We start from the raw sequence: 22,972 nt of genomic DNA on the forward strand, positions 1-22,972 counted from the left end.
AAGCGCACACTGTACCTGATAAAATTCGTTACGCAACTTTATTAGCATGCAAAAGCAAATCCCGCCAGCACGCCCCCTCGCCCTTATCCCCTCAGATCACAGGGAAAATTTGCCCCCAAAGCGTCCCCGGCGTAGACTATTGTCACTGTTTAAGGAGTGGATTATGCAGAATACGACCCAACCTATTGACCGAGCATCTCTGCTTATCGAAGCGAACAAACTGATTCGCGATCATGAAGACACCCTGGCGGGCATTGAAGCGACCGGCGTAGAACAACGTAACGGCGTGCTGGTTTTCAGCGGCGAATATTTCCTTGATGAACAAGGTTTACCCACCCCGAAAAGCACTGCGGTATTTAACATGTTTAAATACCTGGCACATGCACTGTCAGAGAAATATCATCTGATCGATTAATGCAAAACGCGAGGCAAATGCCTCGCGTTTTTGTTTACAGCAGCGGCTTTTGGCTGCGTTGCAGCCAGCGTAGCAGCAGACGATCGGCGCTCTCGGCGGCGCTGTTGGTGAAGCGGTCAAGCAGTCGTTTACGCCGGGTGAAGCGCACGCCCACCAGTTCGCGGCCTTCCATCAGGCTCAGCAACAGATCGTCGCTGGTTCCAACTTCATCCACCAGCCCTTTCTCCTGCGCCTGAGTGCCGTACCAGTGTTCGCCTGTGGCGACGTGCTCAATGTCGAGTGCAGGACGCATACGGTGTACAAAGTCTTTAAACAGATGATGCGTTTCGTTCAGATCTTCACGGAATTTCTGACGCCCCTCTTCGGTATTCTCACCCAGCAGCGTCAGTGTGCGTTTGTACTGTCCCGCCGTGTGCAGTTCAATATCGATCTCTTTATTTTTCAGGAAACGGTTAAAGTTCGGGATCTGCGCGACCACACCGATGGAGCCGATGATGGAGAAAGGTGCTGCAACAATTTTGTCCGCGACGCAGGCCATCATATAGCCACCGCTTGCGGCCACTTTATCCACCGCTACCGTCAATGGGATCTGCTTCTCACGCAGGCGCTGTAACTGCGAAGCTGCCAGGCCGTAACCGTGAACCACCCCGCCCGGACTCTCAAGACGCACGACAACTTCGTCCTGCGGTTTTGCGACCGAAAGGACAGCCGTCACCTCTTCACGTAGAGAGGAGACTTCATGCGCATCCATGCTGCCTTTAAAATCGAGCACATAGACGCGTGGTTTTGCCTCATCCTGCGGCGCATTAAGTTTGGCTTTCGCCTTCGCCTCTTTAGCCTCCTGCTTATGCTTTTTCTTCTGCGCTTTCAGCCACAGTTTTTGCTGGTGGTGATCCAGCAACGACAGCGACATCTCTTCCTGCATCTCTTTATATTGTTCGCTCAGGCGGGTAATGCGTAACTCACCACGCTGACGCTTGCGTTGCGTCAGGTTCACAATCAGTACGGCGATCACCGCGATAGCAATCACCACCGTCGCGATTTTGGCCAAAAACAACCCATATTGAGAAAGTAATTCCACGCGCTCCACCTTGATTTAACCACGATTCTTTCACGCCAGTGTACAACAGCCCTGCTCAAGCGTCTCGCTCGTGACATTACCTCTGCGAGCCGCCTTCAGGAATCCCCCCATTCTGGTTTAAATATTTGCAAATTGTTAATTTTGCTGCGTTGTCTCCTGTAGACTGATTGAATTCTCCTGTTATTTCGGGCATAAAGCCGAAAAGTCATAGATAAAGGCACATTTGACGCGCAGTGTGCCTGAGGAGTCACCGTGCATTATCAACCGCAAAAAAATCTGCTGCAGAACCGGATTATTCTTGTCACCGGTGCCAGCGACGGGATTGGTCGCGAAGCGGCGTTGACCTATTCCGAATATGGCGCAAGCGTCATCCTGCTGGGCCGTAACGAAGACAAACTTAAACGGGTCGCGCAGGAAATAGAAAATGCTGGCGGCACACCAACGCCGTGGTACACGCTCGATTTACTCACCTGCACCCCTGCAACCTGCCAGGCGCTTGCACAGCGTATCGCCGCGCATTACCCGCGTCTTGACGGTGTTCTGCACAATGCCGGACTGCTGGGCGAAGTTCGCCCGATGGAAGAACAAAATCCCGAGATCTGGCAGCAGGTCATGCAGGTGAACGTTAACGGGACATTCTTCCTCACCCAGTCTTTGCTTCCTTTATTACTCAATTCTGATTCCGGCTCTCTGGTCTTTACCTCTTCCAGCGTGGGCCGCCAGGGGCGCGCAAACTGGGGGGCATACGCCGCCTCAAAATTCGCGACCGAAGGGATGATGCAGGTTCTTGCCGAGGAGTATCAGAGCCGCCATCTGCGCGTAAACTGCATTAACCCCGGCGGGACGCGCACCAAAATGCGTGCCAGCGCCTTCCCGACGGAAGATCCACAGAAGCTCAAAACCCCGGCAGATATCATGCCGCTCTATCTTTGGTTGATGGGGGACGACAGCCGCCGCAAAACAGGGATGACCTTTGATGCCCAGCCAGGCCGCAAGCCGGGGATTTCGCAATGAGTGAGGAACGTCATCAGCAACGTCAGCAGCGTCTGAAAGAGCAGGTTGATGCGCGCGTCGCCGCAGCCCAGGACGAGCGCGGGATCATCATCGTGTTTACCGGCAACGGCAAAGGTAAAACTACCGCGGCGTTTGGCACCGCCACGCGTGCGGTGGGTCATGGGCAAAAAGTGGGTGTCATTCAGTTTATTAAAGGGGAATGGCCTAACGGTGAACGTAATTTGCTTGAGCCGCATGGCGTTGAGTTTCAGGTGATGGCGACCGGGTTTACCTGGGACACGCAAAACCGTGAAACCGACACCGCAGCCTGCCTTGCCGTTTGGGAACACGCTAAACGCATGCTGGCTGATCCTGCGCTGAATATGGTGCTACTGGATGAGATCACTTATATGGTGGCGTATGACTACCTGCCACTGGATGCTGTACTGGAGGCGTTAAAAAATCGGCCTTCGCATCAGACCGTTATCATTACAGGGCGTGGCTGCCATCGGGATATTCTTGAGCTTGCAGACACCGTCAGCGAGTTGCGTCCGGTTAAGCATGCGTTCGATGCGGGTATCAAAGCGCAAATCGGCATTGATTACTAAATAAAAAGCCCGGTCGACATGACCGGGCTTCTGTTTTTAACCGTTATTATTACGGCTGCCGGAGCGGCGATTGCTGCTCACCTGGCTGTGACGTTTCACGGCACGACGGATCTGGTTCGCCTTCATACGACGACGATCTTTCTCCACCGCCACTTTTGAGGTGGTTTCTGGCGTCAGGCCAACCAGCTCACGCAGATAGTTAGTCTGAGTGAGATCCAGTTCGGTATAACCGCCGCGCGGCAGACCTTTCGGCAGGAGGATGTCGCCGTAACGAACACGGATCAGTCGGCTAACCTGCACGCCTACCGCTTCCCACAGACGACGCACCTCGCGGTTACGGCCTTCGGTCAGGGTCACGTTGTACCACTGGTTAATCCCTTCACCACCGGTAAATTTGATGGTTTTGAACGCCGCTGGGCCGTCTTCCAGCTGAACGCCACGCGACAGATCGCGCAGTTTATTTTCATCAACCTGGCCAAAGACACGCACGGCGTATTCACGTTCCACTTCACGGCTTGGGTGCATCAGACGGTTTGCCAGTTCACCATCGGTGGTAAACAGCAGCAGACCGCAGGTGTTCACGTCCAGACGACCCACGGCAATCCAGCGAGCACCACGCAATTTAGGCAGACGGTCAAACACCGTCGGGCGACCTTCCGGGTCATTGCGGGTACACAGCTCGCCTTCCGGCTTATAGTAAGCCAGCACGCGGCAGATCTGTTCAGCGGACTCTTTCACGGAGATAAGATGACCGTCGATACGGATCTTCAGCCCCGGTACGATTTCTACGCGGTCACCCAGCGTGGCGATTTTACCGTCCACACTCACGCGTCCCGCTTCAATAATGGCTTCGATTTCACGGCGTGAACCGTGGCCGGCGCGCGCCAGCACTTTTTGTAACTTCTCGCTCATTGAGCTTCCTCAGGTGTCGCCTTCACAGGCGTCGAATCAGGTCAAAACGGAACTGCGCCCCATTTTGATGGCCGCGTAGTATAGCTGCTTACACCTTTACAAGAAAGGCTTAACATCGCCCACGCCTTCACGAATTACTTCTGGCGCATCATCGGTCAGGTCCACTACCGTCGTCGGCTGCTGGCCGAGATAGCCACCATGAATAATCAGTTCCACCACCTTCTCCAGACGATCTTTGATCTCTTCCGGATCAGACTCGGTAAATTCACTGCCTGGCAGCATCAGCGAGGTGGAGAGCATCGGCTCACCCAGCGTCTCCAGCAGCGCCTGCGCAATCGGGTTAGACGGTACGCGCATCCCGATGGTTTTGCGCTTTTCCTGCAGCAGACGACGCGGCACCTCTTTCGTCCCTTTCAGGATGAACGTGTAGTTGCCGGGCGTGTTATTTTTGATCAGCCGAAACGCCACGTTGTCGACATAAGCATAGGTCGACAGTTCGGAGAGATCGCGGCACATCAGGGTAAAATTATGGCCATCCGGTAGCTGGCGAATACGGCAAATGCGCTCCATTGCCCCTTTGTCTTCAATTTTACAGCCCAGCGCGTAGCCAGAATCGGTCGGGTAGACGATCACGCCCCCTTTGCGAACAATCTCCACGGCCTGGTTAATCAGGCGTGGCTGTGGGTTATCCGGATGGATATAGAAAAACTGACTCATACTTCCCTCTCTTCAATTTGCTGTGGCTGTTCCCAGAGCTGCCAGACAGGCTCCACGCCTGCGGGTAACCAGAGCTTGCGCCCCAGTTCGATCCACGCGCAGGGCTGGTGGAAATCAGAACCCTGTGACCCAAGCAGGCCGAACTGGCGGGCATAGGTCGCGAGCTGTGAACGCTCATTGGGAGCCTGCTGACACTGGGCGACTTCCATCGCCTCACCGCCGCATTCGGCAAAGTGCGCCAGCAGTCTTTTCAGCCATTTAGCAGAAAGATTATACCGCCCCGGATGGGCCAGCACTGCCTTACCGCCAGAATGATGAATCACATCAATAGCTTGTTTTATTGTACACCACTGTGGCGGAACGTATCCGGTTTTCCCGCGCGCCAGATACCGTTTAAAAACATCCGCCATTGTGGTTGCCTTCCCCGCGTCGACGAGGAAACGGGCGAAATGGCCCCGCGTGACCGCCCCGCCGTTCGCCAGTTTGCGTGCGCCTTCCAGCGCACCGGGAATATGCGCTTTCTCAAGACGCTCACCGATCATCTCCGCACGCTGGTTGCGGCGTATTTTTTGTTCCTCTAAAAAGGCACGCAGTGCCGGATGTTCTGTATCGATGTTCAGGCCCACAACATGTATTTCATGATTTTCCCAGAGGGTCGAGATTTCAACGCCGGAAACCAGGTTGAGTGCGAGCCCACTGCGGGCAATCTCCGCGCGGGCGGCGGGGATCGCATCTGTCGTATCGTGATCGGTTATTGCCAGCGTGCCGACACGCATTTCTACGGCGCGGTGGACCAGGGCTTCGGGCGTCAACAGGCCGTCAGAGGCCTGAGTATGGCTGTGTAAATCATAAATTATGGCGTAGGTAGTATCGCTCAAAGCACTTCCCGTTACAGGTTGGAGACATCCGAAACGCCTATGATAACGACTTGCCGCGAAATTCTGAAATCAAGGGTTGACAACTCGCCATCGAACTAGTTAACTAGTACGCAAGTTCACACGAGAAAGGTATCTGAAAATGACCGCACATTTCACTCTGCATGGCTGGTGGCGTACTTCCTGATTATCGGGCAGTGTCACACGTCTGCAAAATGCAAACAGATACCAGCCCGCTACCAGGCGGGCTTTTTTTTGAACAAAAAATGAGAACAATATAATGCAAACAGCCAAACCACACCTCGAATTGCTGACCTGCGAGGCGGCCTATCGCCACAATCCGACCGCGCTGTTTCATCAGGTCTGCGGTGCCCGTCCGGCAACGCTGCTGCTAGAATCCGCCGATATTGACAGCAAAGACGATCTCAAGAGCCTGCTGCTGGTCGACAGTGCGCTGCGCATTACCGCATTAGGTGACACCGTCACTATAAAGGCATTGTCAGAGAACGGCGCATCGCTGCTGCCTCTGCTGGACGCTACTCTGCCGTCAGGTATCGAAAATGAAAAACACCCGGAAATGCGGATTCTGCATTTCCCGCCGGTCAGCCAGCTGCTGGATGAAGACGCCCGCCTGTGCTCCCTGTCCGTTTTCGACGCCTTCCGCCTGCTGCAAAATCTGGTGTCCGTGCCGGAAGATGAACGTGAAGCGATGTTCTTCGGCGGGCTGTTTGCTTACGACCTGGTCGCCGGTTTCGAAGATTTACCGGAGACTGAACAGGGCAACCGCTGCCCGGACTACTGTTTCTATCTGGCCGAAACCCTGCTGGTAATCGACCATCAGAAAAAATACACCCGCATCCAGGCCAGCCTGTTCACACCGTCTGCGTCGGAGAAACATCGTCTCGAACACCGTATTGCACAACTGCAGCAGCAGATGACGGAAGCCCCACCCGCACTGCCAGTGCAACGTGTCGAACAGATGAAGTGCGACGTAAACCAGACTGACGATCAGTACGGTGCCGTAGTTCGCCAGATGCAAAAAGCAATTCGCGCCGGGGAAATTTTCCAGGTTGTGCCGTCCCGCCGTTTCTCACTGCCCTGCCCGTCGCCACTGGCGGCCTACGACGTGCTGAAAAAGAGTAACCCAAGCCCGTACATGTTCTTTATGCAGGACAACGATTTCACCCTGTTTGGCGCGTCACCGGAAAGTTCCCTGAAATACGACGCCACCAGCCGCCAGATTGAGATCTACCCGATTGCCGGTACCCGCCCACGCGGTCGTCGCGCCGATGGATCACTGGATCGCGATCTCGACAGCCGTATCGAACTGGAAATGCGTACCGACCATAAAGAGCTGTCCGAGCACCTGATGCTGGTAGACCTGGCACGTAACGATCTGGCGCGCATCTGCACACCGGGCAGCCGCTACGTGGCGGATCTGACCAAAGTTGACCGCTACTCCTTCGTGATGCATCTGGTGTCCCGCGTGGTGGGAGAACTGCGCAGCGACCTCGATGTGCTGCACGCCTACCGCGCCTGCATGAATATGGGCACCCTGAGTGGCGCGCCAAAAGTGCGCGCGATGCAGTTGATTGCCGAAGCCGAAGGTCGCCGTCGCGGCAGCTACGGCGGCGCGGTGGGTTACTTCACCGCACACGGTGATCTGGATACCTGCATCGTAATCCGCTCCGCCTACGTGGAAGACGGCATTGCCACCGTCCAGGCGGGTGCCGGGATTGTTCTTGATTCTGTTCCGCAGTCTGAAGCTGACGAAACCCGCAGTAAAGCACGTGCGGTATTGCGTGCCATCGCGACCGCTCACCATGCACAGGAGATTTTCTGATGGCTGACATTCTGCTGCTCGATAATATCGACTCCTTTACTTACAACCTGGCAGATCAGCTGCGTGCGAATGGTCATAACGTCGTTATCTATCGCAACCACGTACCGGCGCAAACGCTGATCGACCGTCTGGCTACGATGCAAAACCCGGTGCTGATGCTCTCCCCTGGGCCCGGCGCACCGAGTGAAGCAGGCTGTATGCCGGAGCTGTTGACCCGTATGCGTGGCAAGCTGCCAATTATTGGCATCTGCCTCGGCCACCAGGCCATTGTGGAAGCCTATGGCGGCTACGTTGGTCAGGCCGGTGAGATCCTGCACGGCAAAGCCTCCAGTATTGAACATGACGGCCAGGCGATGTTCGCCGGGCTGCCAAACCCGCTGCCCGTGGCGCGTTATCACTCGCTTGTTGGCAGCAACATTCCGGCCGGACTGACCATCAATGCCTCGTTTGAAGGGATGGTGATGGCGGTGCGTCACGATACCGATCGCGTCTGCGGTATGCAGTTCCACCCGGAATCGATCCTGACCTCTAACGGCGCGCGCCTGCTGGAGCAGACGCTGGACTGGGCGTTACAGAAACTGGAACAGACCAATACCCTGCAGCCGATACTGGAAAAACTGTATCAGGCACAGACCCTGAGCCAGCAGGAGAGCCACCAGCTCTTCTCCGCCGTGGTGCGCGGCGAGCTGAAACCTGAACAGCTGGCGGCCGCGCTGGTGAGCATGAAAGTGCGTGGCGAAAGCCCGCAGGAGATTGCCGGTGCCGCGACGGCCCTGCTGGAAAATGCCGCTCCGTTCCCGCGTCCGGACTATCCGTTTGCGGATATTGTCGGCACAGGTGGTGACGGCAGCAACAGCATCAATATCTCCACCGCCAGTGCGTTCGTTGCAGCGGCCTGTGGACTGAAGGTAGCGAAACACGGTAACCGCAGCGTCTCCAGCCGTTCCGGATCTTCTGACCTGCTGGCCGCGTTCGGCATCAACCTGGACATGCAGGCCGAACGTTCGCGTGAAGCGCTGGATGACCTGGGCGTTTGCTTCCTGTTCGCGCCGAAATATCACACCGGTTTTCGTCACGCGATGCCGGTTCGCCAGCAGCTTAAAACCCGCACACTGTTTAACGTGCTGGGCCCGTTGATTAACCCGGCGCACCCGCCGCTGGCGCTGATTGGCGTATACAGCCCTGAGCTGGTGCTGCCGATTGCAGAAACGCTGCGCGTGCTGGGTTACCAGCGTGCCGCCGTCGTTCACAGCGGAGGCATGGATGAGGTGTCGCTTCATGCGCCAACGCTTGTTGCCGAACTGCGCGACGGTGAAATCCTGAGCTATCAGCTGGAAGCGTCCGACTTCGGCTTAGCCCCGTATCATCAGGAAGCGCTGGCGGGTGGGACGCCTGAAGAAAACCGTGACATTCTGACGCGCTTATTACAAGGTAAAGGTGAGGTCGCCCATGAGGCTGCCGTGGCTGCCAACGTCGCCATGCTGATGCGTTTGCATGGTGAGGAAGATCTGAAGGCCAACGCCCAAAAAGTTCTGGACGTACTGCGCTCCGGTGCAGCTTACGATCGCGTTACCGCACTTGCGGCAAGAGGGTAAAGAATGCAGACCGTTTTAGCGAAAATCGTTGCCGATAAGGCCATCTGGGTAGAAGCCCGCAAGCAACAACAGCCGCTTGCCAGTTTTCAGAACGATGTGGTGCCAGCTACACGCCGTTTTTATGATGCCCTGCAGGGTGCGCGTACCGCGTTCATCCTGGAGTGTAAAAAAGCCTCTCCGTCGAAAGGCGTGATCCGTGACGATTTCGACCCGGCGCGCATTGCCGGTATTTATAAGCATCATGCGTCAGCCATCTCCGTGCTGACGGATGAAAAATATTTCCAGGGCAGCTTTGATTTTCTGCCGATTGTCAGCGGTATCGCGCCGCAGCCCATTTTGTGCAAAGACTTTATCATCGACCCGTATCAGATCTGGCTGGCGCGTTTTTACCAGGCCGACGCCTGCCTGCTGATGCTCTCGGTGCTTGACGACGAACAGTATCGCCAGCTTTCGGCGGTGGCACACAGCCTGAACATGGGCGTGCTGACCGAAGTGAGCAATGAAGAAGAGCTGGAGCGAGCGATTGCGCTGAAAGCCAAAGTGGTCGGCATCAATAACCGCGATCTGCGAGACCTGTCGATTGATCTGAACCGCACACGCCAGCTGGCTCCGCTCCTCGGGCCTGGCGTGACGGTGATCAGCGAATCTGGCATCAACAGCTACGCCCAGGTGCGTGAGCTGAGCCATTTTGCCAACGGTTTCCTGATTGGCTCGGCGATGATGGCACACGACGATCTCAACGCCGCAGTACGCCGTGTCTTACTCGGTGAGAACAAGGTATGTGGATTAACCCGTGAAGAGGATGCACAAGCCGCGTATGAGGCAGGTGCGATTTACGGCGGGCTGATCTTTGTGGGCACCTCTCCTCGTGCCGTGACGGAAGAACAGGCACGTAAGGTAATAGCAGCCGCGCCGCTCAGCTATGTGGGCGTCTTCCGTAATGCCGATATCACCGATGTTGTCGCAAAAGCCGAAGCGTTATCTCTGGCTGCAGTGCAACTGCACGGTGATGAAGACCAGGCGTATATCAATGCCCTGCGCGAGGCTCTCGCACCTCAGGTGCAGATCTGGAAAGCGCAAAGCGTTGGCGAGACATTGCCCGCGCGTAACTTGAATCATGTTGATAAATACGTGCTCGACAACGGCCAGGGCGGTACGGGCCAGCGATTTGACTGGTCACTGCTGAACGGCGAAGCGCTGGACAATGTCCTGCTCGCGGGCGGGTTAAGCCCGGATAACTGTGTGGACGCGGCGAAAACCGGCTGCGCAGGCCTCGATTTCAATTCAGGCGTAGAGTCCCAACCGGGAGTGAAAGATGCCAGCAAACTGGCCTCAGTATTTAAAACTCTGCGTGCATATTAAGGAAGAAAAGATGACGACATTACTAAACCCGTATTTTGGTGAGTTCGGTGGGATGTACGTCCCGCAAATCCTGATGCCCGCGCTGCGCCAGCTGGAAGACGCGTTCGTGAGCGCGCAGAAAGACCCGGCGTTTCAGGCCGAATTTACCGACCTGCTGAAAAACTACGCGGGCCGCCCTACCGCGCTGACAAAATGCCGTAATCTGACGGAAGGCACAAAAACCACGCTGTACCTTAAGCGTGAAGATTTGCTCCACGGCGGCGCGCATAAAACCAACCAGGTGCTGGGCCAGGCGCTGCTTGCCAAACGCATGGGCAAAACTGAAATCATCGCTGAGACCGGTGCCGGTCAGCACGGTGTGGCCTCCGCTCTCGCCAGCGCCCTGCTCGGCCTGAAGTGTCGCATCTATATGGGGGCAAAAGACGTTGAGCGTCAGTCCCCAAACGTGTTCCGTATGCGCCTGATGGGTGCGGAAGTGATCCCGGTCCACAGCGGCTCCGCGACGCTGAAAGATGCCTGTAACGAAGCGCTGCGCGACTGGTCTGGCAGCTACGACACCGCGCACTACATGCTTGGTACTGCGGCGGGCCCGCACCCGTTCCCGACTATCGTGCGTGAATTTCAGCGCATGATCGGTGAAGAGACCAAAGCGCAGATCCTTGAAAAAGAGGGTCGCCTGCCGGATGCGGTGATCGCCTGCGTCGGCGGTGGTTCTAACGCCATCGGGATGTTTGCAGATTTTATCGATGACACCAGCGTGGGGCTTATCGGCGTGGAACCCGCCGGTCACGGCATTGAATCGGGTGAACACGGCGCGCCGCTGAAGCACGGCCGCGTGGGGATCTACTTCGGTATGAAGTCACCAATGATGCAGACTGACGAAGGCCAGATTGAAGAGTCTTACTCTATCTCTGCCGGTCTGGATTTCCCGTCTGTCGGGCCACAGCATGCTTACCTGAACAGCACTGGTCGTGCGGATTACGTTTCCATTACGGATGACGAAGCGCTGGAAGCCTTTAAAACGCTGTGCCGCAACGAAGGGATTATCCCGGCACTGGAATCCTCGCATGCCCTGGCGCACGCGCTGAAAATGATGAAAGAGAACCCGGAAAAAGAACAATTGCTGGTGGTTAACCTTTCCGGTCGCGGTGATAAAGATATCTTCACCGTTCACGATATTCTGAAAGCACGAGGGGAAATCTGATGGAACGCTACGATAACGCATTTGCACAACTGAAGGCTCGCCAGGAAGGCGCGTTCGTTCCCTTCGTTACTCTGGGCGACCCTGGCCCGGAACAGTCGCTGAAAATTATCGACACCCTGATTGAAGCCGGTGCCGATGCACTCGAATTGGGTATCCCGTTTTCAGACCCGCTGGCAGATGGCCCGACCATTCAGAACGCCACCCTGCGTGCCTTTGCGGCTGGCGTCACGCCAACGCAGTGTTTTGAGATGCTGGCAACGATCCGCCAGAAGCACCCGACCATTCCGATTGGCCTGCTGATGTATGCCAACCTGGTGTTTAACCGTGGCATTGATGAATTTTACGCCGAGTGCGCGCGCGTGGGCGTCGATTCTGTTCTGGTTGCCGATGTGCCCGTTGAAGAGTCGGCCCCTTTCCGCCAGGCGGCAATGCGTCACAACGTAGCCCCCATTTTCATCTGCCCGCCAAATGCGGATGATGAACTGCTGCGCCAGATTGCCTCATACGGACGCGGGTATACTTACCTGCTCTCCCGTGCGGGCGTGACGGGTGCGGAGAACAAAGCGGCGTTGCCTCTGCATCATCTGGTAGAAAAGCTGGCGGAGTACCACGCGGCACCACCGCTGCAGGGGTTTGGTATTTCGTCACCGGATCAGGTGACTGCGGCCATTGACGCGAAGGCAGCCGGTGCCATTTCCGGCTCCGCGATTGTGAAGATCATTGAGAAAAACGTGGATAAACCAGAGCAAATGCTGGCTGAACTCAAAACCTTCATTACCGACATGAAAGCGGCCACACGTCAGGCCTGATGTTAAAAACCGTCTGGCGCGACTGCCAGACGGTTCCTTATCCTCCCCTTAAGGGTTACGTCAAAATTGATCCCATCGATATTCTCGGCGTGAATGACTTTTCAAACCCTGCTGTAAGCGTATGATTCGGTTTCTTTCTGTTTATACCTTCTGAGTTCAGAGGCTTACACATGTCATGGCATACCTTCAAACAGGCTTACCTGGTTAAGTTCTGGTCGCCCGTTCCGGCCGTTATCGCGGCAGGCATTCTTTCTACTTATTATTTCGGCATTACCGGCACATTCTGGGCCGTCACTGGCGAGTTTACCCGCTGGGGTGGTCAGCTATTGCAGCTGGCAGGCGTGCATGCCGAAGAATGGGGTTATTTCAGGCTCATTCATCTCGACGGCACACCGCTGACACGCATCGACGGAATGATGATTATCGGCATGTTCGGTGGCTGTTTTGCCGCCGCACTGTGGGCAAATAACGTTAAACTGAGAATGCCAAAAAGCCGGATTCGCATTTTGCAGGCGGTTACCGGCGGGATCATTGCCGGGTTTGGTGCGCGTCTGGCAATGGGGTGCAACCTCGCCGCTTTCTTTACGGGAATTCCTCAGTTTTCACTGCACGCGTGGTTCTTTGCCGTGGCAACCGCCATTGGCTCTTACTTTGGCGCTAAATTCACCCTGCTGCCGCTGTTCCGTATTCCTGTCAAAATGGTCAAGGTGACGGCTGCGTCGCCCTTAACACAACAGCCTTCTCAGGCGCGCCGCCGTTTCCGCCTCGGTATGTTGGTGTTTTTTGCCATGATCGCATGGGCTATTTGCACAGCGCTAAACCAGCCGAAACTGGGCCTGGCAATGCTGTTCGGCGTTGGCTTTGGCCTGCTGATTGAACGTGCACAGATCTGCTTCACCTCCGCGTTTCGCGATATGTGGATCACCGGACGTGCCATGATGGCGAAAGCGATTATTGCCGGGATGGCGGTGAGCGCCATTGGCATCTTCAGCTATGTCCAGCTTGGCGTAGAGCCAAAAATCATGTGGGCTGGCCCAAATGCGGTGATTGGCGGCTTGCTGTTTGGTTTCGGCATTGTTCTGGCCGGAGGCTGCGAAACAGGCTGGATGTACCGCGCCGTAGAAGGCCAGGTACATTACTGGTGGGTGGGGCTTGGGAACGTTATCGGCTCCACGATTCTGGCATATTACTGGGATGATTTGTCACCTGTGCTGGCCACAAACTGGGACAAGGTCAACCTGCTGAATACCTTTGGCCCGCTCGGTGGCTTGCTGATGACGTATGCCCTGTTGCTGGTTGCATTTTTACTGGTCGTCGCACAGGAAAAACGTTTCTTTCGCCGTACCTCTGTCAAAACTGAAACGCAGGAGAATGCTGCATGAGTGAGATCGTGCCTGACTATCGCCTTGATATGATCGGCGAGCCGTGTCCCTACCCTGCGGTCGCCACGCTTGAAGCGCTGCCGCAGTTAAAAAAAGGAGAAATTCTGGAAGTGGTAAGCGATTGTCCGCAGTCCATCAATAATATTCCTCTGGATGCCAAAAACCACGGTTATACGGTGCTGGATATTCAGCAGGACGGGCCTACCATTCGTTATTTGATCCAGAAATAAGTGCTTATCTGCGCTCCGTTCAGGGGCGCACCTTCCTCCCGCGATAAATCGTCTAAAAACACGCCGCTCGTCCCATTTTCCTGATCTGAGCAGGCATAGTGTATGGGCAGTTTCCAGGAGGTTACACCAATGAAAAAAATTCTGATTTGTTGTCTTTTCGGTAATACAGCGAATACGCTCGCAAAGAAAATGCAGCATGTTGCCGATGAGCGAGGCTACCCTCTCGTCATCAGCGCAGTAGGAGTGGATAATTTCGCCAGCGTCGCCCCCGCGTTTGATGGGTATCTGGTCGCACCGCACATTCAATACAAACGTGAGGAGCTTGCACAGCAGATCGACGCAAATTTACCGGTGCTGATTATCGAAAGCTACCCTTATGCGTCTCTGGATGGGGAAACAGTGTTGCTGTATGCGCTTGAGCATATGCCAGAGCTGGGGATTAATTAAGTGGGTCTGCGAAGCTGGCCATCTGCTGGGCCAGCTTCTTACAGGATGGTCAGAAACGGTATCCCGCCGAGAACATAAACACCCACGGGTCCAGGCGTGTGCTAATGCTTTGCTGCTCGCCGCCCGCTTTAAAGCGCACGTCGGTATCAATGTCCATATACCAGACCGAGGCGTTGATTAACCAGTCGCGGTTAATCAGATAATCCAGACCTACCTGCCCTGCCATCCCCCAGGAATCTTTCAGGCTGAGATCGGTAAGCCCCGCGTCTTTACCGGTATCGTTAAATTTCTCATCAAAGAAGGTGGTGTAGTTCACACCTGCGCCAATATACGGACGCACCTTGCTGCTGGAATCACCAAAGTACCATTGCGCCATCAGCGTGGGCGGTAAATGGTGCACCGTGGCGATATCGCCGGTTGGCCCAAGCCCAACGCGGTGACGGAATGGCGTGGCCGCCAGAAGCTCAACACCAACGTTATCTGTTGCCATATACGTGAACGTCAAACCTAACTGGGTATTATTACTGACGTTAAACCCGCCCATTCCCAGCACATTATCGGAACCTTCCGTTGGACGCACCGTTGCCGAACCTGCACGAATAAAGAATTCGCCCGCTTCATGCGCGTAAGCGCCGCCAGAGAGACTGCTTAAGACAAGGGCTGCCACCGCTAATTTTTTCATATCCGCTCCATCGTTGTGGTTTTCATAGCGGATGAGAATATACTCACAAATGAGTAATAAGTGATCTAACACAGATCACATTAAAACCAGTAACTTAACATTTATTGATCCAGATTAATTTTTGCGGATATCATCCGAGCGGGTAATTTGATTTACCTATGAGCGCGGCATTACCGCCGCTTTACAAAGATATGCTTTTCCATACAAGCCTTGATGCTGCCACAGTAGCGTTATCCGGTGTACAATTGCCGGCTAATTAATACCTGCAATACTCAAGGAGAGTGCATGTCTATCACGGCGAAGTCTGTCTACCGTGACACGGGAAACTTTTTCCGCAATCAGTTCATTACCTTTTTGCTGATCGCATTGTTGTGCGCCTTTATCACGGTGGTACTGGGTCATGCGTTCTCACCCAGTGATGAGCAGATTGCCAGCCTGAGCCAGGGTGACCACCTTACAGATAGCGTGGGGTTGTTTGAGCTGGTGCAGAACATGACGCCGGAACAGCAGCAAATCCTGCTGCGCGCATCGGCAGCCTCAACCTTCTCCGGTCTGATTGGCAATGCCATTCTCGCCGGTGGCGTACTGCTGATGATCCAGCTCGTCTCTGCGGGTCATCGTGTAAGCGCCTTACGCGCCATTGGTGCCAGCGCCCCGGTGCTGCCGAAGCTGTTTATTCTCATCTTTTTAACCACGTTGCTGGTGCAAATGGGGATTATGCTGGTTGTTGTGCCTGGGGTGCTGTTGGCTATCGTGCTCTCCTTTGCACCGGTGATGGTCGTGCAGGATAAAATGGGGATCTTCACCGCGATGCGCAGCAGCATGAGGCTCGCGTGGGCAAACATGCGCCTGGTCGCCCCTGCGGTGGTTAGCTGGTTACTTGCCAAAACGCTTTTGCTGCTGTTTGCACCGAACTTTGCCGTATTAACACCAAACGTCGGTGCGGTGGTCGCTAATACGCTGAGCAACCTGATTTCAGCTGTACTGCTGGTTTACTTGTTCCGCCTGTATATGTTAATTCGTCAGTAATCCTGATGGCCGGGGCGTTCCCGGCTTTTCTCAGAAGATGGGATCGTAGAATGAAGCAGTTTCTGGATTTTTTACCGCTGGTCGTGTTTTTCGCGTTTTATAAGCTGTATGACATTTACGCCGGGACGACGGCACTGATTATTGCTACCGCTGTCGTACTCATCTACAGCTGGGTTCGCTACCGTAAAGTTGAAAAAATGGCGCTCATTACTTTTGTGATGGTGGCCGTCTTTGGTGGGCTGACGCTGTTCTTCCACAATGATGAATTCATCAAGTGGAAAGTGACGGTGATTTATGCCCTGTTTGCGGGGGCCTTGCTAATCAGCCAGTGGGTGATGAAAAAACCCCTGATTCAGCGCATGTTGGGTAAAGAGCTGACCTTACCGCAGGAAGTATGGTCTCGCCTGAATATGGCCTGGGCGCTGTTCTTTATTCTCTGTGGGCTGGCCAATATCTACATCGCCTTCTGGCTACCGCAGAACATCTGGGTCAATTTTAAGGTGTTCGGCCTGACGGCGCTGACGCTTATCTTTACTCTGTTAAGTGGCGTTTATATTTACCGGCACATGCCGCAGGACGACAAGCACTGATTGTTATATCCAGAGCGCGTATCATCGCGCTCTGGGCTATTCTCTCTCATCCAAAATCATAGTAGCATCCCGCCTGAAGTCTTCAGTTACGAGTTAAAAACAATGACAACAAATAACGCCCCTCAGGGCGAACTGGTTTTGCGCACACTGGCAATGCCCGCGGACACGAATGCCAATGGCGATATTTTTGGCGGCTGGCTGATGTCGCAGATGGATATGGGCGGTGCAATCCTGGCAAAAGAGATTGCTCATGGACGTGTGGTTACCGTGCGGGTGGATGGAATGACCTTCCTTCGCCCGGTTGCAGTGGGTGATGTGGTCTGTTGTTATGCGCGTTGTGTAAAGCGCGGTAATACGTCAATTTCCATCAATATTGAAGTGTGGGTAAAAAAAGTTTCATCTGAGCCTATCGGACAACGTTACAAAGCAACGGAAGCGCTGTTTATTTATGTCGCGGTAGACAGTCAGGGAAAACCGCGCCAGCTTCCTGCGATAACTGCCGGGTAAAAAAAAGCCTCCTTACGGAGGCTTTTCTTATTCCATCTGCGCTCCGCCATTCAGGCGGAAAACAATATTCACTATCAGCCCACTGCCCGGCTTACCGGCCTCATAACGCCACTTGCGCATGGCCGTTTTCACTTCACGTTCAAACATATTAGAAGGCTGTGCGGACAAGACTTCCACGTTTTCAACGCGACCATCTGGCGTAACGTCAAATTTCACCCGCACACGCCCTTCAATGCGTAATGCCTGAGCACGTGCCGGATACTGTGGCTGGTTACGGCTCAGCGCACGAGGACCGGCCGGCGCTGTGATCTTCGGCTTCGCCGTTGTCGTGGAGTTATTCATTACCGGACGCGATGGCGCAGTATTTTCTACCGTTTGCGTAGCGCGTGGCTCTACCGGACGCTCTTCACGTTTTGGACGCTCCTCCACCTTTTTGACCGGTTTTGGCTTCGGCTTGGGTTTAGGCTTCGGTTCCGGTTTATGGATCACGACCGGTGCTTCTTTCGGCGGCTCCGGAATCGGTTCAGGTTCGGGCTCCGGTTCAACGACCGGCTGAGGCGGTGGAGGCGCAACCTGCGGCGGTTCAAGATCCGCGGGCGATACCATGGTCACGGAAATTGGCTGCGCGGGCGCTGGCATTTCAATAACCTGATGAACCGAGGTATAGAGCAAACCCGCCACGACAGCACCGTGAATAACGACGGAAAGCAGCGTCGGCCATGGAAAGCGGCGAGGTAAATCAAGGGTCATCGAAGTCATAATCATCAACGTTAAAAAACCGAACCCTGATTTTAAATGCAAATAGCAATCATATTCAATAAGACACTTTGTTCTGGCGCAATTTAAGCGCATGAGCGGCCAAAAAAGGCGCACTCAGCTCAGGGTTTTAACATTGTTTTTATGTTTACATTGCAGTCAGTTATGCTTTCACATAACGTAAATAACACTTTCTCAGTTTAGGAGCTCCACCGTGCTTTATGTGATTTACGCTGAAGATGTTGCTGATTCGCTGGAAAAACGCCTTTCGGTCCGCCCTGCTCACCTGGCGCGCCTGCAACTGCTGCAGGATGAAGGCCGACTATTAACCGCTGGCCCAATGCCCGCAGTAGACAGCAACGATCCGGGTGCCGCAGGTTTTACTGGCTCCACGGTCATCGCCGAGTTTGAATCGCTGGAAGCGGCAAACGCCTGGGCAGAAGCTGACCCGTATGTAGCGGCCGGGGTGTATGAGAAAGTCAGTGTGCGACCGTACAAGAAAGTGTTTTGATATCAAAAAGGCTCCCTCAGGAGCCTTTCTTTTCATCAATGCAGCGATGCAAGCCTTGCCGCAAATCCTACAAACAGCAACCCTATCAATCCGTTCCCCAGTTTTGCCAGTTTCTTTTTGGTTTTCAGGTAACGGGTAACAAACGCCCCGGAGAAGATCAGGAAGCTCATATACATAAAGCTGATTAGCTCCAGCGTGGTTGCGAGGATCAGAAAAGAGGTGCCTGTATTTGCAGCATTTACATCAATGAACTGCACAAAAAACGACACATAGAACAGAATCGCTTTTGGATTGGTCAGGCTTAAAACCAGCGAGCGTTTCATGATCATGCTTGCCGGTTCCGTACCGCTCTCGTGCGTATTATTCTGACGGGTAATGACCGACCAGAGCATTTTTCCGCCCAACCACAGCAGATAGAACGCACCAAGATAACGGACGATATTAAATAAGACAGGCGTGGTCTGGATGAGCGCCGCAACACCTGCCCAGGCCAGGAACATCAGGACGGCATCGCCGATAAATACACCGGTCGCGGCCAGATACCCTTTTTTGACGCCGTGCCCAATCCCTGTTTTCAGTACAAACAAGGTGTTCGGTCCTGGAACCAGCACAATAAAAAATGCGCCGACGACGTAAGTCCAGAAATTCAGTACACCAAACTCCGCAAACACTTCTCCCTCCTTTTGCTAAAAAACAAAGGGAATATCGCTGCAACGGCGATACTCCCAAAACGCATCCGCTTATTGTACGCCGTTATAGCCATCAAGATAAGTCGCGGCCAGTTCATTGCCGAACAAAATGGCGTCTTTGTCTTCCATTTCAGACGTCCATTTATCGCTGGCATTGCCTGAGAATGCATGGTCGGTACTGGCTTCTTTCCTCAACTGATCGCGAATGCTTTGGGCATATTCGCTGGCCTCAGCCGCAGTGCGCCCCGCTGAACGATCGGCTTTACCCTGCGCATATAGCTCGCGAAATTGCGGGACGTTCAGACGGTAATTTTGAGGTACGCTCGACGTAAAGTTTCCGCCGACAAAATTTGATTTATGGGACACGAAATAATACGCGTGTCTTTCCGGTGATGTTTTTGTACTGGTACACCCGCTTAAAAGCGCAATTCCCAGAATTGCAGCCAGCATTTTTCCATTCATCCCTTATTCCTTTAGTCACACTACGGAGCTATCCCGTTAAGTAAATAGTCAATCAACGCGGGAAACGACGAAAGTCCTGCGTATTCTCTGAGCGCATCCAGCGTCATAAGCACGACAAAAACCCAGAGGTAAGGATTCATATTTTATATTCAACGCATCAGGGGTACACAGTATATCGCGGAATCAGGTCGGGAGAGGACTGCGAGAATTGATAGCTAAGGGACACCTTAACGGTGCCCTCATGACGTTCAGATATCCTGGACGGCAAACAGCAACGCATTACGGTGTCTGTTCAGCCCACATTTTCTGATGGCGTGGATACGCATATTGCGGCGGGATTGTGCTTCCAGCCAACGAGCCTTACGACGACTCACCTGTCGCAACATGCGCCAGCGCCCTACTTCTGTTCTACTGCGCTTCATGTCTACAACTCTTTCTTAAACAGAAATCTCATTATAAACCCAACCCGGCGGCAAACCAGCGCTTTTATCTGCCGTTTTTATTTGCCAGATGAATCCTGATGCGTACACTCATAACAACACGCTTTCAAAAGGATTTTTTTACCTATGACAACCTTCTACACCGTGGTGAGTTGGCTGGTCATTCTGGGATACTGGCTGTTAATCGCGGGGGTGACGTTGCGCATCCTGATGAAGCGCAGAGCCGTACCTTCTGCCATGGCCTGGCTTCTGATTATCTACATTCTGCCGCTGGTCGGTATTATCGCCTATCTCTCTTTTGGCGAGCTTCATCTGGGTAAACGCCGTGCCGAACGCGCCCGCGCTATGTGGCCCTCCACGGCGAAATGGCTTAACGACCTCAAAGCCTGCAAACATATCTTTGCTGAAGAGAACAGCAGCGTTGCTTCTTCACTGTTTAAACTGTGTGAACGTCGCCAGGGGATTGCGGGCGTCAAAGGTAACCAGCTGCAATTAATGACCACCTCCGATGACGTGATGCAGGCGCTGATCCGCGATATTCAGCTTGCCCGCCATAATATTGAGATGGTGTTCTATATCTGGCAACCGGGCGGAATGGCGGATCAGGTCGCCGAATCCTTGATGGCGGCGGCACGCCGCGGTATCCACTGCCGCCTGATGCTGGACTCTGCGGGCAGCGTCGCGTTTTTCCGTAGCCCGTGGGCGGGCATGATGCGCAACGCAGGCATCGAAGTGGTTGAGGCACTCAAGGTAAACCTGCTGCGTGTATTCCTGCGCCGCATGGATTTGCGCCAGCACCGGAAAATGGTCCTGATTGATAATTATATTGCCTACACCGGCAGTATGAACATGGTTGACCCTCGCTTCTTCAAGCAGGACTCCGGCGTCGGGCAATGGATCGATTTAATGGCGCGCATGGAAGGCCCGGTGGCGACCTCTATGGGCATTGTCTACTCCTGCGACTGGGAAATCGAAACCGGCAAACGCATCCTGCCCCCGCCACCGGACGGAAATATCATGCCATTTGAGGAGGCCAGCGGGCATACCATTCATACCATTGCCTCCGGCCCTGGCTTCCCGGAAGACCTGATCCATCAGGCTCTGCTCACCGCCACGTACGCCGCGCGTGAGTATTTGATCATGACCACGCCCTATTTCGTCCCCAGTGACGATCTGCTCCATGCCATCTGTACCGCCGCCCAGCGTGGCGTGGATGTCAGTATTATTATGCCGCGTAAAAATGATTCCCTTCTGGTTGGCTGGGCAAGCCGCGCATTCTTTAGCGAACTGCTGGCCGCAGGGGTGAAGATTTATCAGTTTGAAGGAGGCCTTCTTCATACCAAGAGCGTACTGGTAGATGGTGAGCTAAGCCTGGTGGGCACGGTCAATCTGGACATGCGCAGCCTGTGGCTCAACTTTGAAATCACCCTGGTGATTGATGATGCCGGATTTGGTGGCGATCTCGCCGCGGTTCAGGATGACTATATCTCCCGCTCTCGCCTGCTGGATGCAAGGCTGTGGGTGAAACGTCCGCTGTGGCAGCGAATTGCCGAACGACTGTTTTACTTCTTTAGCCCGTTGCTGTAAAACGTGCCCAACGATGTTAAACAGGTAGTCATCATGGAAATGGATCTGAACAATCGCCTGACCGAAGACGAAACGCTCGAGCAGGCCTACGACATTTTTCTCGAACTGGCGGTTGATAATCTCGATCCCGCAGACGTGATCCTCTTCAATTTGCAATTTGAAGAACGTGGCGGTGCCGAACTGTTCGATCCGTCTGAAGACTGGGCCGAGCATGTGGATTTCGACCTCAATCCGGACTTCTTCGCCGAAGTGGTGATTGGCCTGGCGGATGAAGATGGCGGTGAAATTAACGATATCTTCGCTCGCGTCCTGCTTTGCCGCGAGAAAGACCACAAGCTGTGCCATATTCTCTGGCGCGAATAATAAAAAAGGCTGCGAATGCAGCCTTTTTTATTTAATCCGGTAATTCGCTGCCACAACGGTTACAAAACCGCGCGCTGTGGTCATGTTCGCCCTGCTGGCAGCGTGGGCATTTACGCTGCTGCTTGCGGCTCTGAAATGCACTGCTCATATGCGTGGTAATCAGCCCCGTCGGGATCGCAATCACCGAATATCCGATCAGAATCAGTACCGAGGCCACAATGCGCCCGAGCGGCGTATGCGGCGTGATATCGCCATAGCCAACGGTCGTGACGGTCACAATGGCCCAGTAAACGGAGGCATTCAGCGTTGAGAAGCCATATTTTGGCCCTTCGATTAAATACATCAGAGAGCCAAACACAATCATCACGATTGCGATAAACGAATAGAAGAGAATAAGCTGGTGACGCGCGCTTAATATCGCGACCCAGAAAACCCTCAACGACGGCATAAAACGCAGCAGTTTCAGAATTCGTAACACGCGAATCGCACGCATCGCCCGCCAGGCAAACACATAATTCAGGCTAATTTCCGGCCAGAGCCACATCACGTAAAGCGGCAGAATAGTCGCTAAATCTATAAACCCCCAGAAACTGAAAACATATTTCGCCGGATTAGGCCAGCAGGCGACCCTCAGCACATATTCAGTGGTAAAGACGAGAGTAACTATTAGCTCCAGCCAGAGAAAAACGTGCCATTCGTCGAACGTCAGATGGTACTGCGTCCCGGCACCGGACTCGATAAAGATGATAATCACGCTGAGCAGCGCGAATAAACCGCAGAGCCCTTCGAAACGGCGACCCGACACCGTTTGGGGATCGAATAATAAACGATACAGCCGCTGACGGGCCGACGTGAATAATCGCGACACATTCACCTCGCAAAA

General features: G+C 54.1%; 29 protein-coding genes, 1 pseudogene and 1 other annotated feature. Of the genes and pseudogenes, 19 read left to right on the forward strand and 11 right to left on the reverse strand.

The features are described from left to right. The first annotated feature begins 163 nt into the window (after positions 1 to 163). On the forward strand, positions 164 to 415 hold the full coding sequence (locus tag EoCCA6_RS02235; protein WP_152081289.1) for a YciN family protein: 252 nt from the start codon (positions 164 to 166) through the stop codon (positions 413 to 415). Positions 416 to 449: 34 nt separating this feature from the next. On the opposite strand, the gene sohB is transcribed toward EoCCA6_RS02235, so the two are convergent. Continuing rightward, positions 450 to 1,496: a protease SohB gene (gene sohB, locus EoCCA6_RS02240; protein WP_152081290.1), complete on the reverse strand. Its 1,047-nt coding sequence runs from the start codon at positions 1,494 to 1,496 to the stop codon at positions 450 to 452. A 252-nt stretch (positions 1,497 to 1,748) separates the two neighbouring features. Between sohB and EoCCA6_RS02245 the strand changes: the two genes are divergently transcribed. Together EoCCA6_RS02245 and cobO are read left to right on the forward strand one after the other, a co-directional pair. Beyond that, positions 1,749 to 2,510 (forward strand): YciK family oxidoreductase, encoded by a 762-nt coding sequence (locus EoCCA6_RS02245; protein WP_152081291.1) that lies wholly within the window; start codon positions 1,749 to 1,751, stop codon positions 2,508 to 2,510. Then, positions 2,507 to 3,097 (forward strand): cob(I)yrinic acid a,c-diamide adenosyltransferase, encoded by a 591-nt coding sequence (gene cobO / locus EoCCA6_RS02250; RefSeq protein WP_152081292.1) that lies wholly within the window; start codon positions 2,507 to 2,509, stop codon positions 3,095 to 3,097. Before EoCCA6_RS02245 ends, cobO begins: the two co-directional genes overlap by 4 nt. 36 nt (positions 3,098 to 3,133) lie before the next feature. Here the strand turns inward: cobO and rluB are convergent, their stop codons facing one another. The 3 genes from rluB to rnm form a co-directional block, all read right to left on the reverse strand. Beyond that, positions 3,134 to 4,009, reverse strand: coding sequence for a 23S rRNA pseudouridine(2605) synthase RluB (rluB, locus tag EoCCA6_RS02255; RefSeq protein ID WP_008502809.1), 876 nt, complete (start codon positions 4,007 to 4,009; stop codon positions 3,134 to 3,136). A gap of 96 nt (positions 4,010 to 4,105) precedes the next feature. Further along, positions 4,106 to 4,726 (reverse strand): L-threonylcarbamoyladenylate synthase, encoded by a 621-nt coding sequence (locus EoCCA6_RS02260; RefSeq protein ID WP_152081293.1) that lies wholly within the window; start codon positions 4,724 to 4,726, stop codon positions 4,106 to 4,108. Continuing rightward, complete coding sequence (gene rnm, locus EoCCA6_RS02265; RefSeq protein ID WP_152081294.1) at positions 4,723 to 5,604, reverse strand: RNase RNM; 882 nt, start codon at positions 5,602 to 5,604, stop codon at positions 4,723 to 4,725. Before rnm ends, EoCCA6_RS02260 begins: the two co-directional genes overlap by 4 nt. A 139-nt stretch (positions 5,605 to 5,743) precedes the next feature. Between rnm and trpL the strand changes: the two genes are divergently transcribed. The 9 genes from trpL (at position 5,744) to EoCCA6_RS02310 (ending at position 14,473) form a co-directional block, all read left to right on the forward strand. Continuing rightward, positions 5,744 to 5,788, forward strand: coding sequence for a trp operon leader peptide (trpL, locus tag EoCCA6_RS21730; RefSeq protein WP_106993556.1), 45 nt, complete (start codon positions 5,744 to 5,746; stop codon positions 5,786 to 5,788). Beyond that, positions 5,765 to 5,858: a sequence feature (Trp leader region), on the forward strand. It overlaps the preceding gene by 24 nt. Positions 5,859 to 5,881: 23 nt before the next feature. Continuing rightward, positions 5,882 to 7,444, forward strand: coding sequence for an anthranilate synthase component 1 (locus EoCCA6_RS02275; protein WP_152081295.1), 1,563 nt, complete (start codon positions 5,882 to 5,884; stop codon positions 7,442 to 7,444). Beyond that, positions 7,444 to 9,039 (forward strand): bifunctional anthranilate synthase glutamate amidotransferase component TrpG/anthranilate phosphoribosyltransferase TrpD, encoded by a 1,596-nt coding sequence (trpD, locus tag EoCCA6_RS02280; RefSeq protein WP_152081296.1) that lies wholly within the window; start codon positions 7,444 to 7,446, stop codon positions 9,037 to 9,039. The genes EoCCA6_RS02275 and trpD overlap by 1 nt, the downstream gene beginning before the upstream one ends. 3 nt (positions 9,040 to 9,042) lie before the next feature. After that, positions 9,043 to 10,401: a bifunctional indole-3-glycerol-phosphate synthase TrpC/phosphoribosylanthranilate isomerase TrpF gene (gene trpCF, locus EoCCA6_RS02285; protein WP_152081297.1), complete on the forward strand. Its 1,359-nt coding sequence runs from the start codon at positions 9,043 to 9,045 to the stop codon at positions 10,399 to 10,401. Positions 10,402 to 10,411: 10 nt separating this feature from the next. Next, entirely contained in the window at positions 10,412 to 11,605 is a 1,194-nt protein-coding gene (trpB, locus tag EoCCA6_RS02290) for a tryptophan synthase subunit beta (RefSeq protein WP_152081298.1), read from the forward strand. Next, on the forward strand, positions 11,605 to 12,414 hold the full coding sequence (gene trpA, locus EoCCA6_RS02295) for a tryptophan synthase subunit alpha (protein ID WP_152081299.1): 810 nt from the start codon (positions 11,605 to 11,607) through the stop codon (positions 12,412 to 12,414). Before trpB ends, trpA begins: the two co-directional genes overlap by 1 nt. 170 nt (positions 12,415 to 12,584) lie before the next feature. Continuing rightward, on the forward strand, positions 12,585 to 13,796 hold the full coding sequence (gene yedE, locus EoCCA6_RS02300) for a selenium metabolism membrane protein YedE/FdhT (protein ID WP_152081300.1): 1,212 nt from the start codon (positions 12,585 to 12,587) through the stop codon (positions 13,794 to 13,796). Next, positions 13,793 to 14,026 (forward strand): sulfurtransferase-like selenium metabolism protein YedF, encoded by a 234-nt coding sequence (yedF, locus tag EoCCA6_RS02305; protein ID WP_152081301.1) that lies wholly within the window; start codon positions 13,793 to 13,795, stop codon positions 14,024 to 14,026. Before yedE ends, yedF begins: the two co-directional genes overlap by 4 nt. A gap of 129 nt (positions 14,027 to 14,155) precedes the next feature. Further along, the gene (locus tag EoCCA6_RS02310) at positions 14,156 to 14,473 is read left to right on the forward strand and encodes a PTS sugar transporter subunit IIB (RefSeq protein WP_152081302.1); all 318 of its coding nucleotides are present in this window, start codon (positions 14,156 to 14,158) and stop codon (positions 14,471 to 14,473) included. 49 nt (positions 14,474 to 14,522) lie between these two features. On the opposite strand, the gene ompW is transcribed toward EoCCA6_RS02310, so the two are convergent. Beyond that, positions 14,523 to 15,155 (reverse strand): outer membrane protein OmpW, encoded by a 633-nt coding sequence (gene ompW, locus EoCCA6_RS02315; protein ID WP_152081303.1) that lies wholly within the window; start codon positions 15,153 to 15,155, stop codon positions 14,523 to 14,525. Between the two features lie 170 nt (positions 15,156 to 15,325). Here ompW and EoCCA6_RS02320 point away from each other — a divergent pair. From EoCCA6_RS02320 to yciA, 4 genes and pseudogenes are all read left to right on the forward strand, one after another. Next, positions 15,326 to 15,415: pseudogene (locus EoCCA6_RS02320) on the forward strand (YkgJ family cysteine cluster protein); the annotation flags it as partial. 25 nt (positions 15,416 to 15,440) lie between these two features. Continuing rightward, positions 15,441 to 16,184 carry a YciC family protein gene (locus tag EoCCA6_RS02325; RefSeq protein WP_152081304.1) on the forward strand — a complete coding sequence of 248 codons (744 nt, stop codon included), beginning with the start codon at positions 15,441 to 15,443 and terminating at the stop codon, positions 16,182 to 16,184. A 50-nt stretch (positions 16,185 to 16,234) separates the two neighbouring features. Beyond that, positions 16,235 to 16,774 (forward strand): septation protein A, encoded by a 540-nt coding sequence (locus tag EoCCA6_RS02330; RefSeq protein WP_152081305.1) that lies wholly within the window; start codon positions 16,235 to 16,237, stop codon positions 16,772 to 16,774. Positions 16,775 to 16,876: 102 nt separating this feature from the next. Beyond that, on the forward strand, positions 16,877 to 17,281 hold the full coding sequence (gene yciA / locus EoCCA6_RS02335; RefSeq protein WP_152081306.1) for an acyl-CoA thioester hydrolase YciA: 405 nt from the start codon (positions 16,877 to 16,879) through the stop codon (positions 17,279 to 17,281). Between the two features lie 27 nt (positions 17,282 to 17,308). Here the strand turns inward: yciA and tonB are convergent, their stop codons facing one another. Then, on the reverse strand, positions 17,309 to 18,031 hold the full coding sequence (tonB, locus tag EoCCA6_RS02340; protein WP_152084382.1) for a TonB system transport protein TonB: 723 nt from the start codon (positions 18,029 to 18,031) through the stop codon (positions 17,309 to 17,311). A gap of 220 nt (positions 18,032 to 18,251) precedes the next feature. Between tonB and EoCCA6_RS02345 the strand changes: the two genes are divergently transcribed. Further along, positions 18,252 to 18,548: a YciI family protein gene (locus tag EoCCA6_RS02345; protein ID WP_152081307.1), complete on the forward strand. Its 297-nt coding sequence runs from the start codon at positions 18,252 to 18,254 to the stop codon at positions 18,546 to 18,548. Positions 18,549 to 18,583: 35 nt separating this feature from the next. On the opposite strand, the gene leuE is transcribed toward EoCCA6_RS02345, so the two are convergent. The 4 genes from leuE to EoCCA6_RS02360 form a co-directional block, all read right to left on the reverse strand. Next, positions 18,584 to 19,219 carry a leucine efflux protein LeuE gene (gene leuE / locus EoCCA6_RS02350; protein WP_152081308.1) on the reverse strand — a complete coding sequence of 212 codons (636 nt, stop codon included), beginning with the start codon at positions 19,217 to 19,219 and terminating at the stop codon, positions 18,584 to 18,586. A 69-nt stretch (positions 19,220 to 19,288) separates the two neighbouring features. Beyond that, the gene (locus EoCCA6_RS02355) at positions 19,289 to 19,699 is read right to left on the reverse strand and encodes an Exc2 family lipoprotein (protein WP_152081309.1); all 411 of its coding nucleotides are present in this window, start codon (positions 19,697 to 19,699) and stop codon (positions 19,289 to 19,291) included. Positions 19,700 to 19,719: 20 nt separating this feature from the next. Beyond that, a complete protein-coding gene (locus EoCCA6_RS21735; RefSeq protein WP_225903361.1) occupies positions 19,720 to 19,839 on the reverse strand; it encodes a KPN_01571 family protein in 120 nt (39 codons plus the stop codon). A 108-nt stretch (positions 19,840 to 19,947) separates the two neighbouring features. Beyond that, positions 19,948 to 20,121, reverse strand: a complete 174-nt coding sequence (locus EoCCA6_RS02360) for a YciY family protein (protein ID WP_017384232.1) — start codon at positions 20,119 to 20,121, stop codon at positions 19,948 to 19,950. Positions 20,122 to 20,265: 144 nt separating this feature from the next. On the opposite strand from EoCCA6_RS02360, the gene cls reads away from it, so the two are divergent. Together cls and EoCCA6_RS02370 are read left to right on the forward strand one after the other, a co-directional pair. Next, complete coding sequence (cls, locus tag EoCCA6_RS02365) at positions 20,266 to 21,726, forward strand: cardiolipin synthase (protein WP_152081310.1); 1,461 nt, start codon at positions 20,266 to 20,268, stop codon at positions 21,724 to 21,726. 33 nt (positions 21,727 to 21,759) lie between these two features. Next, on the forward strand, positions 21,760 to 22,089 hold the full coding sequence (locus EoCCA6_RS02370; RefSeq protein ID WP_006810881.1) for an HI1450 family dsDNA-mimic protein: 330 nt from the start codon (positions 21,760 to 21,762) through the stop codon (positions 22,087 to 22,089). Between the two features lie 31 nt (positions 22,090 to 22,120). Here EoCCA6_RS02370 and EoCCA6_RS02375 read toward each other — a convergent pair whose 3' ends face one another. After that, positions 22,121 to 22,957 (reverse strand): ion transporter, encoded by an 837-nt coding sequence (locus tag EoCCA6_RS02375; protein ID WP_152081311.1) that lies wholly within the window; start codon positions 22,955 to 22,957, stop codon positions 22,121 to 22,123. Positions 22,958 to 22,972: the final 15 nt, after the last annotated feature.

Source organism: Enterobacter oligotrophicus (assembly GCF_009176645.1).
GTDB classification, from domain to species: domain Bacteria; phylum Pseudomonadota; class Gammaproteobacteria; order Enterobacterales; family Enterobacteriaceae; genus Enterobacter; species Enterobacter oligotrophicus.

What these genes read in the sequence shown, in the direction of transcription:
- EoCCA6_RS02235 (WP_152081289.1), top strand. Translation starts at nt 164, where the DNA reads ATGCAGAATACGACCCAACCTATTGACCGAGCATCTCTGCTTATCGAA.
- cobO (WP_152081292.1), top strand. Translation starts at nt 2,507, where the DNA reads ATGAGTGAGGAACGTCATCAGCAACGTCAGCAGCGTCTGAAAGAGCAG.
- rluB (WP_008502809.1), bottom strand. Translation starts at nt 4,009, where the DNA reads ATGAGCGAGAAGTTACAAAAAGTGCTGGCGCGCGCCGGCCACGGTTCA.
- EoCCA6_RS02260 (WP_152081293.1), bottom strand. Translation starts at nt 4,726, where the DNA reads ATGAGTCAGTTTTTCTATATCCATCCGGATAACCCACAGCCACGCCTG.
- EoCCA6_RS02275 (WP_152081295.1), top strand. Translation starts at nt 5,882, where the DNA reads ATGCAAACAGCCAAACCACACCTCGAATTGCTGACCTGCGAGGCGGCC.
- trpD (WP_152081296.1), top strand. Translation starts at nt 7,444, where the DNA reads ATGGCTGACATTCTGCTGCTCGATAATATCGACTCCTTTACTTACAAC.
- trpCF (WP_152081297.1), top strand. Translation starts at nt 9,043, where the DNA reads ATGCAGACCGTTTTAGCGAAAATCGTTGCCGATAAGGCCATCTGGGTA.
- trpB (WP_152081298.1), top strand. Translation starts at nt 10,412, where the DNA reads ATGACGACATTACTAAACCCGTATTTTGGTGAGTTCGGTGGGATGTAC.
- trpA (WP_152081299.1), top strand. Translation starts at nt 11,605, where the DNA reads ATGGAACGCTACGATAACGCATTTGCACAACTGAAGGCTCGCCAGGAA.
- yedE (WP_152081300.1), top strand. Translation starts at nt 12,585, where the DNA reads ATGTCATGGCATACCTTCAAACAGGCTTACCTGGTTAAGTTCTGGTCG.
- yedF (WP_152081301.1), top strand. Translation starts at nt 13,793, where the DNA reads ATGAGTGAGATCGTGCCTGACTATCGCCTTGATATGATCGGCGAGCCG.
- EoCCA6_RS02310 (WP_152081302.1), top strand. Translation starts at nt 14,156, where the DNA reads ATGAAAAAAATTCTGATTTGTTGTCTTTTCGGTAATACAGCGAATACG.
- ompW (WP_152081303.1), bottom strand. Translation starts at nt 15,155, where the DNA reads ATGAAAAAATTAGCGGTGGCAGCCCTTGTCTTAAGCAGTCTCTCTGGC.
- EoCCA6_RS02325 (WP_152081304.1), top strand. Translation starts at nt 15,441, where the DNA reads ATGTCTATCACGGCGAAGTCTGTCTACCGTGACACGGGAAACTTTTTC.
- EoCCA6_RS02330 (WP_152081305.1), top strand. Translation starts at nt 16,235, where the DNA reads ATGAAGCAGTTTCTGGATTTTTTACCGCTGGTCGTGTTTTTCGCGTTT.
- yciA (WP_152081306.1), top strand. Translation starts at nt 16,877, where the DNA reads ATGACAACAAATAACGCCCCTCAGGGCGAACTGGTTTTGCGCACACTG.
- tonB (WP_152084382.1), bottom strand. Translation starts at nt 18,031, where the DNA reads ATGACCCTTGATTTACCTCGCCGCTTTCCATGGCCGACGCTGCTTTCC.
- EoCCA6_RS02355 (WP_152081309.1), bottom strand. Translation starts at nt 19,699, where the DNA reads ATGAATGGAAAAATGCTGGCTGCAATTCTGGGAATTGCGCTTTTAAGC.
- EoCCA6_RS21735 (WP_225903361.1), bottom strand. Translation starts at nt 19,839, where the DNA reads ATGAATCCTTACCTCTGGGTTTTTGTCGTGCTTATGACGCTGGATGCG.
- EoCCA6_RS02360 (WP_017384232.1), bottom strand. Translation starts at nt 20,121, where the DNA reads ATGAAGCGCAGTAGAACAGAAGTAGGGCGCTGGCGCATGTTGCGACAG.
- cls (WP_152081310.1), top strand. Translation starts at nt 20,266, where the DNA reads ATGACAACCTTCTACACCGTGGTGAGTTGGCTGGTCATTCTGGGATAC.
- EoCCA6_RS02370 (WP_006810881.1), top strand. Translation starts at nt 21,760, where the DNA reads ATGGAAATGGATCTGAACAATCGCCTGACCGAAGACGAAACGCTCGAG.